Raw genomic sequence first — 13,354 nt, forward strand, 5'->3', positions numbered from 1 at the left:
GTGAGCCGCGTCACCGTCCTCGGCCGCACGTTCGCCGGCGTCGCGGCGGCCGTCCGACTGGCACGGGTCGGCCACGAGGTCACCCTCGTCGAGGCACCCGGCGACGCGGACGCGCTGCGCTCGGCCCTCGGCGACACGCTCGACTTCCCCGCCCCCTGGCGGGACCTGTTCAAGAAGTCCGGACGCCCCGCCGCCGGCGCGCTGGGATTGCACGGGCTCGACCTCGTACCGGACCCCGCCGGCTCCCCCACCGACCGCGGGGACGTCTGGTACGCCGACGCCGCCGCCCTCGGTGAGTCCAACGCCCGGGCCTGGCGCGACTTCGTGGACGCCGCCGACGACACCTGGCAGGCGCTGCGCCCCCTCGGCCTGGAGGCCGAACTGACCCCGGACGCCGTCGCCCGCGCCGGCCTCCACCCGCGCCGGAGCCTCGCCGACGTCGCGAGGACGCTCCCGCACCCCGCCCTGGCCACCCGGGTCGTGGCGCTGGCGTCCGACCGCGGGCTGGCGCCGGACGCCGCACCCGCCTGGCTCACCGCCCGTCTGTCGGTCGAGCGGACCTTCGGGCGCTGGCGCCTGGAGGACACCTCCGGGGACGCGCGGCCGGCGTCCGCGCTGGTGGACGTGCTGGACGACCGGCTCGAGGAACGGGGGGTGACCGTCACGGACGTGGCGCCCGACGGTGCTGACGCCACGATCGACACCCGCGACCCCGGCGTCCGGTGGCGCAAGCCACCCCGGTGGTCGCGCCGCGACTCCTTCCTCGACCAACTGCTGGCACGCCCCGCCCTGCGCGACCCGCGGCGTCCGGGCCTGTTCCATGCCTCGGCGTCCAGCCCGGGCGGCACGGAGCCCTGGGCCCAGCTCCTCAGCGGAGCGCTCGCGACGTACGCGGCTCACGAGTTCCTGACCGGTGAGGACATCCGCCCCACGAACAAGGCGCTCGCGCGTTGATTCGAAGGGGTAGAGTTGGTCTCTGGCCGAAAACAGACAGGACAGGGACCCTCCGCCTTGAACGACTCTGAACTCCTCGTCCATGAGCTCGCCCACGAGCAGGCTCATGTGGATGCCGTCTACGCGCGCCTCGACGAGGCGACCGAGTCGGCCCGCACCGCGGCCCAGACGGGCCAGCAGATCTTCCAGTCCGACCGGCAGACGTGGATGCGCGAGGAGGACGGAACCGCACTGTTCGAGCGCGACGCGTTCACCTTCCAGGCCGCCAAGCGCCTCGCCGTGCTGGACGCCGAGCACGAGGGCCTCGTCTTCGGACGCCTCGACCTCGAGGAGCCCGAGCACCGCGAGGTGCGCTACATCGGGCGCATCGGCGTCCGCGACGAGGAGTACGAACCCCTCGTGATCGACTGGCGCGCCCGCGCCGCCGAGCCGTTCTACCGAGCCACGCCGCAACAGCCGATGGACGTCGTACGCCGCCGCGTGCTGCGCTGCCGCAACGACAAGGTCGTCGGCATCGAGGACGACCTGCTGGACGCCGACTCCAACACCGACGACCTGCCGATCATCGGCGAGGGCGCGCTCATGGCGTCCCTGTCCCGCTCGCGCGGGACCCGCATGAAGGACATCGTCGCGACGATCCAGGCCGAGCAGGACCTGGCGATCCGCGCCGAACACGCCGGCGTGACGATCATCAGCGGCGGGCCCGGCACGGGCAAGACCGTCGTGGCGCTGCACCGCGCCGCCTACCTCCTGTACTCCAACCGCCGCCGGTTCGAGCGCGGCGGCATCCTCGTGGTGGGTCCGGGGCCGGTGTTCATGAACTACATCGAGCGCGTGCTCCCCTCCCTCGGTGAGGACTCCGTCACGCTGCGCGCAATCGGGCAGGTGGCCGGCGACGTGCTGGGCGGACTGTCCGCGTCGATCGTCGACGGCGCCGAGACGGCCTACGTCAAGGGCTCGCTGCGCATGGTCCCGGTGCTCAAGGCGCTCGTCAACCTGCCGCTCGGCGACCCCGACGCGGAGCCCCCGACCCTGCTGGTCACGGTCAAGGGCAACGTGCTCAAGCTGGACCACTCCCAGCTGACCCGCATCCGCACCGGCGTGCTCTCCCACCAACGGGTCAACCTCGGGCGCGCCGCCGCGGAGAAGGCGCTCGTGGCCGCCCTGGCCGCGCAGGTCCCCGCCGACGCGGACGTCGACCCCGAGGCCGTCCCCGACCTCATCACCGACTCCGCCGCGTACCGCGAGTTCGTGGAAGCCTGGTGGCCTCCCCTGTCTGCCACGGACGTGCTGCGCCGGCTCGCCGACCCGCGCGTCACCGCCCGGGTCGCCGACAAGGTGCTCAATGCCCAGGAGCAGTCGCTGCTCGCGGCGTCCTACGCGGACGGCCACCAGTGGACCGTCGCCGACATGGCGCTCCTGGACGAGCTCGTCGCCATCCTCGGGCCCGAACCCGTCGAGGACACCGGGCCGAGCCTGTTCATCGAGGGCGGCGAGGACGTGACCGAGTTCGTCACCACCGCCGACAAGCTGCGTCGGACCGTCGAGCAGGACCTCACCGAGGACCGCCACGAGACGTACACCCACCTGCTGGTGGACGAGTCCCAGGACATCACGCCGATGCAGTGGCGCATGCTGCGTCGCCGCGGGTCGCAGGCCTCGTGGACGATCGTCGGCGACATCGCCCAGAGCTCCTGGCCGGACCTGGACGAGGTCGGACGCGCGGTCCGCGAGTTGATCGGCAACGCGCCGCACCGCGAGTTCCGCCTGTCGGTCAATTACCGGTCCCCGGCCGAGGTGTTCGACCTGGCCTCCAAGGTCGTCAAGGAGTCCTACCCGCGCGCCGACCTGCCGCGCGCGGTCCGGTCGACCGGCCACGAGCCGGAACTCGTGGTGACGAGCTCGTCGGCGCTGGTGAGCGACCTGGTCCGGATCGTCGACCGGCTCACCGACTCGGTCGGTGGCACCGTCGGGATCATCGCGCCCCCGTCGCGTCTGGAAGCCCTGCGTGAACTCCTGCCCCCGCGGCTGGGAACCCGCATGAACCCGGCCAACCTGCAGCGGATCCTGTTCGTGTCGCCCCTGGAGGCCAAGGGCCTGGAGTACGACGCCGTCGTGGTCGTGGCCCCGGACGAGATCGTCGCGGAGTCCCCCGGCGGAGTCCGGGTGCTCTACGTGGCCCTCACGCGTCCGACCCAGCGGTTGGTGACCGTCGACATCGACCGCCCCGGGACGTGGCGTCCGGCCGACTGACCCACCCGCCGAGGGCTCGGGTTCCTTGCGCCGAGGGCTCGGGTTGGTGGCGCCGAGGGCTCCCTTTCCCTGCGCCGAGGGCTCGGCCGGCCTCGTGAGTGGAGTTTCCCGTACGAGACTCGAGCTGACTGCTGGCCATCCTTCGGGAAGTCTGGGCTCACCTCCGGGTGACCGGCGCGCCCAGAGCCTCGGTCGCCTTCGTCGCCACACTTCATCGGACTTGTTGGGCTGTGGTGAGCCGGAATGGGACCGCCCCTCGCCCCCACCCTTGGTCGCCCCCAACCACTTGTCGTTCATGGCTCGAGGTTCGGGACGAGCTGCTCTGGCGGTGCGTGACGTCTCAAGCAGGCCCGACGCGCGGACCCGTGGCCGGCGCCCCGCGGTCGCCTTACGACATTGGCCTGAACACCCCGGCCGCATCACCCAGACGCGCTCCGTCAATGCGATCCGAGCCCTCGGCACCACCAACCCGAGCCCTCGGCGTAGGGAACCCGAGCCCTCGGCAGTAACCCAGCCCAGGGTTCAGGAAGCCTCAGCGAGCCCCTCGGCGCGCAGCCGACCCAGGATCTCCGATGTGGCCGTCGAGCGGTTCAGCGTGAAGAACTGCAACCCGGGGGCGCCGGCCTCGATGACGTCGCGACAGATCTGGGTGACCAACTCGACGCCCACCTGGCGGAAGCGTTCCTTGTCGTCGCCCACCGCGCGCAGCGGGTCCACGACGTCGGCGGGCAACGGAGCCCCGGACATCGCACTGAAGCGCTCGATCTGCGACGCGACGGTGATCGGCATGATGCCGGCGATCACGGGCATGGTGCCGCCGAGCGAGCGGAACCGTCCGACCATCGACACGTACGCCTGCGGGTCGAAGAACATCTGCGAGACGGCGAACTCGGCGCCGGCCTCCTGCTTGTCCAGCAGGATCCGGGCATCCAACTCGGGCGAGCCCTCCGGGTGCGGGTTCGCGAAGGCCGCCACGCCGACCGTGAAGTCGCCGTAGCCCTTGATGAACCGCACCAACTCGGTGGCGTTGATGAAGCCGTCCGGGTGGGGCTCGAACGCGCCGCCGCCGGGCGGGTCGCCCCGGAGCGCGAGGATGTGGGTGACGCCGAGCCGCGCGTAGGCGTCCAGCGCACGCCGGACCTCCCCCAGCGGCTGCCCGGCCACCGTCAGGTGGCCCATCAACGGGATGTCGGTCGTCCCCCGGATCGCCCCCACGGCGGCGAAGGTCTTGTAGCGGCTCGCTCCCGTGGCACCGTAGGTCACCGAGATCCAGTCGGGCCGGTGCTGGCGCAGGCTGTCGACGGTCTTGATCAGCTGCTGGACGCCGGCGTCGTCGGACGGCGGGAAGAACTCCACGCTGAACGTCGGGCCATCATGGCGGGCCAAACGTTCGACGATGGAGACAGACATGCGGGCCACCCTAGTTCAGGGGCGCTGCGCGGGCGCCGGTACGCTCGCAACGTGGTCAGCCTCGCTTCCTCCAGCCCCGTCTCCGCCCAGTTCCGCGCGGCGGTGTCGGCTGCGATCACCTCGTTCCTGGACGGCCAGTCCCTCGTGCTCGACGGCATCGACCCCGCGACGGCGCCGCTCCTGGAACGCGCCCGCGTCTTCACCGACGGCGGCAAGCGCCTTCGTCCGGCGTTCTGCGCCTGGGCGTACGCCGCCGTGGCCGACACGCTCCACCTCCCGGACGCCGTGGTCACGGCCGCCGCCTCGCTGGACGTGCTCCACGTCTCGGCGCTCATGCACGACGACGTGATGGACGCCTCCGACTTCCGCCGTGGCGTCCCCGCCGCCCACCGCCAGTTCGAGGCGGACCACCGCGGCGAGTCCTGGCGCGGCGACCCCGAGCAGTTCGGTCGCGCTGGCGCGATCCTGCTCGGTGACCTGCTCCTGGTGTGGTCGGAGGAGATGTTCCGCCGGGCCGGCTTGGGGCCCGACGAGGTCGAGCGCGGGCGTCCGCACGTCGAGGCCGTGCGCACCGAGGTGACCGCCGGCCAGTACCTGGACGTCGTCGCCCAGGCTCGCCACCCGTACCCCCTGAGCCGCACCCCGCAGGGACGCGAGCAGCTGACGGCGCTGACCCGGACCGTCGTCACGTGGAAGTCAGCCTCCTACACGATCCGCCGCCCCCTGATGCTGGGTGCCGCGATCGCCGGGGCGTCCGCCGGGCAGCTCGACGACCTGACCGCGTTCGGCCAGCCGCTGGGCCGCGCGTTCCAGTACCGCGACGACGTGCTCGGCATCTACGGCGACGAGGCGCTCACCGGCAAGGACTCCGGCGAGGACCTCCGCGTCGGCAAGCTCACCCTGCTCGCCGCCGAGGCGTTCGGACGGGCCACCGAGTCGGACGCCGCCGAACTGGCCACGCTGTTCGGGGACCCCCATCTGGACGCCGCGGGCGTTGCCCGGGCCCGCGCCATCATCGACGCCTCCGGCGCGCGCGACGCCGTGGAGGAGGAGATCCACCGCGAATACGACGCCGCCCTGGCCGCCCTGGCGGACGCCAACCTCAGCGACGCGGGACGCGAGGGCCTGGCCAACCTGGCCCGGCTCGCCGTGCGTCGAGACTTCTAGAGCGGGGTGATCGGGCCGCGAGGCCCGTTGCCGTCAGAGGTGCCGGCCGTCGCTCGGCGGGACCAAGTTGGGGTCGAAGGTCAGCTTCGGCGACGTGCCGAACGCAGAGCTGGTGACCTCCTCCATCCGGGGGTCGGCGTTCCAGGCGGTGCGCAGCCGATCCTTGATCGCGAGGGCGGCCGCCTCGGGGTTGGACGCCCGGGTGATGGCCCCGCCCACCGCGACGCGCATGGCACCGGCGCGCAGGACGGCGTCCAGCGACTCCAGGGTGATGCCACCGACGGCGAACCACGGCTTGGACGTCGGATCGTGCTGCGGCGCCTTCTCGGCGGCGTGCCGGATCAGGTTCGGCCCCGGGCCCACGAGCAGGAAGGCGACGTCGGGGTGGGCCAGCGCGGCCTCGGTCTCCTCGGTCGAGTTGCACCGGCGTCCGATCAGCGTCCACTCCCCCACGATCCGGCGGGTGCGGGCCGGGTCGGCCTCGTCGTCGGCGAGGACGAAGAGGTCCGGCGACAGGGCCGCGGCGCGGACGGGCCGCCCGAAGTAGGCGGTCAGGCCCTGCGTGGCGCGGGCCGCCTCGGTGATGGCGTCCAGCGCGACAGCGGCGGTGTCGTCGGCGATGGCCTCGGCGAGGTTCTCGTCCAGCATCACCGCGTCGGCGCCGCCGGTGTAGGACGCGCGGGCCTGCGGCCCCGCCGACACCGGCTCGTCGGGCAGGATGTGGATCAGGCGGGCGAGCTTCAGCCGGGTTTCAATCCCCATCAGTGCGGTCACAAGGCAAGCCTGCCACATCACCGGCGGGTCGAGGCGAGGGCGTGTCGCGCGCCTGCCTACACTCGAAGCGGGCTGGCATGCCTCTCTTCCCCGATCCATGCCGGAGAACTGTGTTGACGACTGACCGCAACGGTGGCCTGGTGGGCCAAGTGCTTGACGACCGATATGAGGTCGTCAAGAAGCTGGCGCGCGGGGGCATGGCCACCGTCTACGTCGCCAACGACCTGCGGCTCTCCCGCGTGGTCGCGATCAAGGTGATGAACGACGGGCTCGGCGACTCCGACGACTTCGCCGCCCGCTTCGACGCCGAGGCCAGGGCCGCCGCCCACCTGTCGCACCCCAACGTCGTGAGCGTGTTCGACCAGGGCATGGACGACGGGCGGCCCTACATCGTGATGGAGTACGTCCAGGGTTTCACCCTGCGCCAGCTCATCACCCGCGAGGCCCCCATGGATCCCCAGCGGGCCATCGAACTCCTCGAACCGGTGGCGTCCGCGCTGGCGGCCGCCCACGCCGCGGGAATCATTCACCGGGACATCAAGCCCGAGAACGTCCTCATCTCCGAGCGTGGCCAGGTCAAGGTCGCCGACTTCGGGCTCGCCCGCGCGGTGACCGCGCAGTCGAACGCCGCGACGACGGGCCTGGTGATCGGCACCGTCAGCTACATCGCGCCGGAACTCGTCACGCGCGGCCGGGGGGACGCCCGCTCCGACGTGTACTCCCTCGGCATCGTGCTGTACGAGTTGTTGACCGGTCGCAAGCCCCATCAGGGCGAGACGCCGATCCAGGTGGCCTACAGCCACGTGCACAACCAGATCCCGGCACCGTCGATGGAGGTCTCCGCGACGTGGCGCGACGGTCGCGGCGGCATCCCACCGTACGTGGACGCCCTCGTCATGACCGCCGCCAATCGTGAGCGCGCCAACCGGCCCGCGGACGCCGGCGTCCTGCTCGGGCACCTCCGCGCCGCGAAGGACGCGCTGGCTCGCGGCATCGTCGACGACCCGGCGCTCGCGGCCCGCATGCACCGCACGGAGCCGGAGCCGGCCGACGGCGCCACCACCCCTGTCCCCACCCTGCCGCCGCACCTCGGCGCCGAGCGGCGCTTCACCCCGGTGACCCCCGTGTCACCGACGTTCGACGTGTCGGTCGACGGTGCCCCCTTCTACAGCACCGGCCCCGTCCCCTACTCACCGCAGTCCCCGCACACGCGCGCGCTGCCGGAGTTGTCCCCGAGCCCGACCCCGACGACCCGGCCCCGCGGCTCCCACGCGTCGCGGCAACCGCGCAGGAGGTGGGGCCGGATCGTGGCGGTGATCGCCACGCTGGCCATCCTCGGCGCTGCCGGCGGAGGCGGCTGGTACCTGCTCGAGGGCCGGTGGACCACCACTCCGACCCTGGCCTCCCTGACGCAGGCGGACGCCGAGGCCGCGGCCCTGGCGTCCGACGTGCGGGTGGAGTTCCAGCAGGAGTACAGCGAGACGGTCCCCGCCGGTCAGGTGATCCGTCATGAACCTTCCGAGGGCGACCGCGTGCTGCGCGAGGGCACGGTGACGGCGTGGATCTCGCGGGGCCCCGAGCGGTTCCAGGTGCCCTCCGTGGCCGGGAAGCAGCGCGACGAGGCCGAGCAGGCGATCACCGGGACGTCCTTGTCGGTCGGGCGTGTCACCGAGGAGTACGACGACACGATCCCCTCCGGCGTGGTGATCTCGCAGGGTACCGAGTCCGGGTCGGCCGCCAAGCGGAACGCCCCCATCGACCTCGTGGTCTCGAAGGGACCCGCGCCGGTGGAGGTGACGAGCTTCGCCGGCAAACCCGCCGGCGACCTGCAGGCCTGGGCCAAGGCGAACGCCCTCAAGCTCTCCCTCGGTGAGGAGAACCACGACACCGTCCCCAAGGGCGCGATCATCTCCCAGGACCCCACCGGGGGCACGCTGCTGCGCGGCGGATCGGTGTCGGCCGTGGTGTCCAAGGGCCCGGTCATGGTGACGGTTCCGTCGGGCCTGCGGGGAATGGGCGCCGACAACGCCGCCGCCAAGCTCCGTGACGCCGGTCTCGTCCCCGAGTTCAGGCGCCTCGTCAACGGCGGCTTCGGCATGGTGCTGAGCGTCGACCCGGGTGAGGGCACCAGCATCCCGAAGGGTTCGAAGGTCACGCTGAACCTCGTCTGACGCCGAGGGCTCCCCTTCCCGACGCCGAAGGCTCCCCTTCCCGACGCCGAAGGCTCCCCCGAGCTCAGACCCGCACGTGCTGGATGAGCCGCCCGATGAAGGCCTCGCACTGGGCGAGCTGGTCGGGGTCGATGAACTCGTCCGCCTTGTGGGCCTGGGCGATGTCGCCGGGACCCACCACCACCGTCGAGATGCCCGCGAGCGAGTAGATGCCGGCCTCGGTGCCGTAGGTGACCTTGTCCGACTCGACGGCCAACCCGAGCTCGCGGCCCAGTTCGACGACGGGATCGCCCTCGGGGGTGTCGAGGCCGACCGTCGCGGTCTCGACCTCGAAGTCGACCCACGCGTCGGCGTGCTCGGCCTTCATGGCCCGCTCGAGCTCACGGCAGTGCGCCTCGAAGTCGGCGAAGACCTGCTCGTCGTCCGTCTCCGCGATGGATCGGAACTCGCACGTCAGCGTGCACTCCGCCGGGACGATGTTCACGCCGTTGCCACCGCTGATCAGGTTCACCGAACCGGTCGTGTAGGGGATGGGGTAGGCGTCGTCGAACGGACCCTCAGCACGCCACCGGTCGCACTGGTCACGCCAGTACCGCACCGCGGATGCGGCGTACTCGATCGCGTTGACACCATCCGCGGTCAGGCTCGAGTGGGCCGCCACGCCGTGGAAGGTGACCTTCAGCACGTTGATCGACTTGTGGGCACGGATCATCCGCATCGACGTGGGCTCCCCCACGAAGCACACGCGCGGCAGGATGCCCACCGAGCGCAGGCCGTCCACGAGCGGCTGGGCGCCGACGCAGCCGATCTCCTCGTCGTAGGACAGCGCCACGTGCACCGGCTCGCGCAGGGGCTGGGCGACCAGGTCGGCGAGCGCGTTGACGACGACCGCGTCGAAGCCCTTCATGTCGGTGACGCCGCGTCCGTACAGCAATCCATCGCGCTCGACCAACGCGAAGGGGTCGGACGTCCAGGCCTGCCCGTCCACCGGGACGACGTCGCTGTGGCCGCTCAGCATGACGCCACCGTCCGTGCCGCCGTCGGCGTCGGGCACCGTCACCACGAGGTTCGCCTTGGTGCCGTCCGCGTTGGGGAACAGGTGCGCGCTCAACCCCAGCGACCGTGCATGCTCGGCGACCAGTTCGACGAGGGGCAGGTTCGGGTCGCGGCTGGTGGTGTCGATGCCGATGAGGCGGTCGAGCCACTCGAGCACGCCGGTGGAGGGAGACGTCATGGCGACCTGTCTACCACCGTCACGGAGTCGGGACCCACGGCGTCCGGTCACGCAGGTCGTGCACCGTCGTGGACGTCATCTCGTTGTAGCGCCCGAACGCCAGCTTCCAGCCGCGCTCGGACAGCAGCGCCTCGTGGATGCCGAACCCCTGGGGCGCCCCCACCTCACGCAGGAAGTCGATGTGCTCCTTCATGGCCGCCCACGGCCCCATCATCGGGATCGCGATCACGTCGACCCCCGCCGGCGCGGTGTCCAGTGAGTCGCCGGGGTGGAAGAACGTCGGCTCCCCCTCGGCGCTCACGACGAGGCCGACGTTGCCGATGCGCGGGATGTCGCGGTGGATCACCGCGTGCAGGCCCCCGACCGCCTCGATGCTGACGCCGCCCAGCTCGACCGTCTCGTCCTCCGCGATGCCTTGGACGCCGTCGGGCAGCTGGTGGTGACTCAGCACACCCGGCTCCACCCACACCTGTGCGCCCGGGTTGTCGGCGATCAACGCTCCGATGTGGTCGGGGTCGATGTGGTCGGGGTGCAGGTGTGTGACGACGATGGCATCCAAGTCCGTCAGGCCGTGCCAGACGTCCGAGAAGTTGCCCGGATCGAACATGATCCGTCGGTCGGCCACCTCCAACAGGACGGACGCATGGCCCAGGTGCGTGATCTGCATGGGACCAACCTAAGCTCGGCGCATGAGCACTGGCTACCTCCACGACCAACCGACCCGCGACGCCGTCGACGCCATGCCCGGAGCCGTCGTGGTCGAGTTCGGCACCGACTGGTGCGGCTACTGCCGCGCGGCTTCCCGCTTCGTCGAGCCGGCGCTGGCCGAGCGCCCTGACATCACCCGCATCCGCGCCGAGGACGGCAAGGGCCGTCCCCTGGGTCGCTCGTTCCGCGTGAAGCTGTGGCCGACGCTCATCTTCCTGAGGGACGGCGTCGAGGTGTCACGCGTGGTGCGTCCGGGCAGCCGCCAGGCCGTCGACGAGGCGATCGCGGCCCTGGACGCCTGACCGCCGATCAGCCCAGGAGGTCCGCCAGCACCGCACCGGCGTCGTGGCACTGGTCGACCGTGACGTCCAGGTGCGTCACCGCTCGGACGACCCGCGAGCCGACCGCCGAGATCCGCACCCCACGCTCGGACGCCGACGCCACGACCTCCGCGGCCGGGCGCGTGCCGGTGGGCACGACCACGATGTTGGTCTCGGGATCGGTGACCGCCACCCCCGCCGCGCGCAGGGGCTCCACGAGGGCGCGTGCCGCGGCGTGGTCGTCCGCCAGCCGTTCCACGTGGTGGTCCAGCGCGTGCAGGCAGGCCGCGGCGAGCAGGCCGGCCTGACGCCAGCCGGCCCCCAGCCTCTTGCGCAGCACACGCGCGGACGCCATGGCCTCGGCCGAGCCGACGAGAACCGATCCGACCGGCGCCCCCAGCCCCTTGCTGAAGCACACGCTGACCGTGTCGAACAGCGCGCCGTAGGTGGCCAGCGGCACGCCGGTCGCCACGTGGGCGTTCCACAGGCGCGCGCCGTCCAGGTGCAGCGCGACCCCCGCGTCCCGACAGAGGGACGACACGGCCCCCAACGCGTCGAGCGCCTGCACCGTCCCGCCACCGAAGTTGTGCGTGTTCTCGACCTCGACGCAGGCCGTCGAGACGAGGTAGGGGCCGGCGTCGGGAGACAGCAGGGCCTCCACCGCGGCGGGGTCGACACGCCCGTCGGACGTCACCCACGTCCGCATGGTCACGCCGGTCAGCGCCCCGTGGGCACCCATCTCGGCTCGGGCGATGTGCGCACCCGAGTCACAGAGCACCTCCTGCCCCGGGCGGACGTGCTGCGCGACGCCCAAGACGTTCGCCAGCGAACCGGTCGCGCAGAACAGGCCCGCCTCGTGGCCGAGCAGCGCGGCCACCCGAGCCTCGAGCTCGCCGATCGTCGGGTCCTCGGCGTACACGTCGTCCCCGACCGGTGCGGCGGCCATCGCCGCGCGCATCGCGTCCGTCGGTTGGGTGAGCGTGTCCGACCGGAGGTCGATCATCACATCTCCCGCGGCACGAACTCCTGCACCGGGTTGCTGCCGCGGCGCAGGATGTCGTTCCGCAGGCGCTCGGCGAGGTAGAACGCGAGCTCGATGCCCTGGTTGCGGTTCAGGCGCGGGTCGCAGGCGGTCTCGTAGCGGTCCGCGAGCGCGTCCTCGTCGAGTTCGTCGACACCGCCCACGCACTCGGTGACGTCGTTGCCCGTCAGCTCGATGTGGACGCCGCCCGGCCAAGTGCCCAGCTCGGCGTGCACGTCGAAGAAGCCGTCCACCTCGTCCCAGATGACGGGGAAGGCACGCGTCTTGTAGCCACGAGCCGTCGAGTAGGTGTTGCCGTGCATCGGGTCGCAGACCCAGGCGACCTTGCGCCCGGTGGCCTCCACGGCCTCGATGATCGGCGGCAGCGCGTCCCGGACCTTGCCGGCCCCCATGCGCGTGATGAGCGTGAGGCGTCCCGGCTCGTTGTCGGGGTCGAGCCGCTCGACGATCTCGCGCGCCTGCGCCTGCGTCGTCGAGGGGCCGAGCTTGACGCCGACCGGGTTGCGGAGCTTGCTCAGCAGCTCGACGTGCGCGCCGTCGATCTGGCGCGTGCGCTCGCCGATCCAAAGCAGGTGCCCGGACGTGCCGTAGGCCAACCCCGTGCGGGAGTCGATGCGGGTCAGCGCGTGTTCGTACTCCATGAGCAGCGCCTCGTGCGAGGCCCAGTAGTCGACAGTGCGGAACGCATCGTCGTGCACGCCACAGGCGATCATGAAGGCCATCGCGCGCTCGATCTCGTCGGCGAGTTGCTCGTACTTCGCCTCCACCCTCGAGTTGCGGACGAAGTCGGTGTTCCAGCTGTGGACGGTCCGCAGGTCGGCGAAGCCGCCGTGGACGAACGCCCGGACAAGGTTCAGCGTGGCTGCCGAGGAGTTGTAGACCTCGAGCAGGCGCCGCGGGTCGTGGGAGCGGGACGCCGCGTTGAAGTCGATTCCATTGACGGCGTCGCCGCGGTAGGACGGCAAGGTCACCCCGTCGCGGGTCTCGTCGTTGCTGCTGCGCGGCTTGGCGTACTGGCCGGCGATGCGGCCCACCTTCACGACCGGCACCTGAGCGGCGTACTGCAGCACGACCGCCATGGACAGCTGGACCCGCAGCGCGTTGCGGATGTTCACCGCGGTCACGTTGCCGAACGTCTCCGCACAGTCACCGGCCTGGAGCATGAACGCCCGGCCGGCCGCGACGTCGGCGATGCGGGACTTCAACTCGTCCGCCTCGCCCGCGAACACCAACGGCGGCCGCTGCCGCAACTCACTCACCACGGACGCAAGCGCCTCGGCGTCGGGATAGGTCGGCTGCTGGGCCGCTCCCATGGTGTGGA

General features: G+C 71.7%; 11 protein-coding genes. 5 read left to right on the forward strand and 6 right to left on the reverse strand.

The genetic code is table 11. From position 1 onward, the window contains the following. Both AC5YDV_RS03100 and AC5YDV_RS03105 read left to right on the forward strand, forming a co-directional pair. Positions 1-954 carry a phytoene desaturase family protein gene (locus AC5YDV_RS03100; protein ID WP_496182133.1) on the forward strand — a complete coding sequence of 318 codons (954 nt, stop codon included), beginning with the start codon at positions 1-3 and terminating at the stop codon, positions 952-954. A 57-nt stretch (positions 955-1,011) separates the two neighbouring features. Further along, on the forward strand, positions 1,012-3,207 hold the full coding sequence (locus AC5YDV_RS03105; protein ID WP_496182134.1) for a HelD family protein: 2,196 nt from the start codon (positions 1,012-1,014) through the stop codon (positions 3,205-3,207). Positions 3,208-3,729: 522 nt separating this feature from the next. Here AC5YDV_RS03105 and AC5YDV_RS03110 read toward each other — a convergent pair. Beyond that, positions 3,730-4,617: a methylenetetrahydrofolate reductase gene (locus tag AC5YDV_RS03110; protein ID WP_496182135.1), complete on the reverse strand. Its 888-nt coding sequence runs from the start codon at positions 4,615-4,617 to the stop codon at positions 3,730-3,732. Positions 4,618-4,668: 51 nt separating this feature from the next. On the opposite strand from AC5YDV_RS03110, the gene AC5YDV_RS03115 reads away from it, so the two are divergent. Next, complete coding sequence (locus AC5YDV_RS03115; protein ID WP_496182136.1) at positions 4,669-5,784, forward strand: polyprenyl synthetase family protein; 1,116 nt, start codon at positions 4,669-4,671, stop codon at positions 5,782-5,784. Positions 5,785-5,817: 33 nt separating this feature from the next. Here AC5YDV_RS03115 and AC5YDV_RS03120 read toward each other — a convergent pair whose 3' ends face one another. After that, positions 5,818-6,558 carry a thiamine phosphate synthase gene (locus tag AC5YDV_RS03120; RefSeq protein ID WP_496182137.1) on the reverse strand — a complete coding sequence of 247 codons (741 nt, stop codon included), beginning with the start codon at positions 6,556-6,558 and terminating at the stop codon, positions 5,818-5,820. 140 nt (positions 6,559-6,698) lie between these two features. On the opposite strand from AC5YDV_RS03120, the gene pknB reads away from it, so the two are divergent. Further along, complete coding sequence (gene pknB / locus AC5YDV_RS03125) at positions 6,699-8,729, forward strand: Stk1 family PASTA domain-containing Ser/Thr kinase (RefSeq protein WP_496182138.1); 2,031 nt, start codon at positions 6,699-6,701, stop codon at positions 8,727-8,729. A 64-nt stretch (positions 8,730-8,793) separates the two neighbouring features. Here pknB and argE read toward each other — a convergent pair whose 3' ends face one another. Beyond that, positions 8,794-9,963, reverse strand: coding sequence for an acetylornithine deacetylase (argE, locus tag AC5YDV_RS03130; protein WP_496182139.1), 1,170 nt, complete (start codon positions 9,961-9,963; stop codon positions 8,794-8,796). Positions 9,964-9,982: 19 nt separating this feature from the next. Beyond that, a complete protein-coding gene (locus AC5YDV_RS03135; RefSeq protein WP_496182140.1) occupies positions 9,983-10,630 on the reverse strand; it encodes an MBL fold metallo-hydrolase in 648 nt (215 codons plus the stop codon). A 22-nt stretch (positions 10,631-10,652) separates the two neighbouring features. On the opposite strand from AC5YDV_RS03135, the gene AC5YDV_RS03140 reads away from it, so the two are divergent. Beyond that, complete coding sequence (locus tag AC5YDV_RS03140; protein WP_496182141.1) at positions 10,653-10,973, forward strand: thioredoxin family protein; 321 nt, start codon at positions 10,653-10,655, stop codon at positions 10,971-10,973. 7 nt (positions 10,974-10,980) lie between these two features. On the opposite strand, the gene AC5YDV_RS03145 is transcribed toward AC5YDV_RS03140, so the two are convergent. Together AC5YDV_RS03145 and AC5YDV_RS03150 are read right to left on the reverse strand one after the other, a co-directional pair. Beyond that, positions 10,981-11,994: a threonine aldolase family protein gene (locus AC5YDV_RS03145; protein WP_496182142.1), complete on the reverse strand. Its 1,014-nt coding sequence runs from the start codon at positions 11,992-11,994 to the stop codon at positions 10,981-10,983. Next, positions 11,994-13,346 carry a class II 3-deoxy-7-phosphoheptulonate synthase gene (locus AC5YDV_RS03150; protein ID WP_496182201.1) on the reverse strand — a complete coding sequence of 451 codons (1,353 nt, stop codon included), beginning with the start codon at positions 13,344-13,346 and terminating at the stop codon, positions 11,994-11,996. The genes AC5YDV_RS03145 and AC5YDV_RS03150 overlap by 1 nt, the downstream gene beginning before the upstream one ends. Positions 13,347-13,354: the final 8 nt, after the last annotated feature.

It is taken from the genome of Propioniciclava sp. LT432, assembly GCF_059515965.1.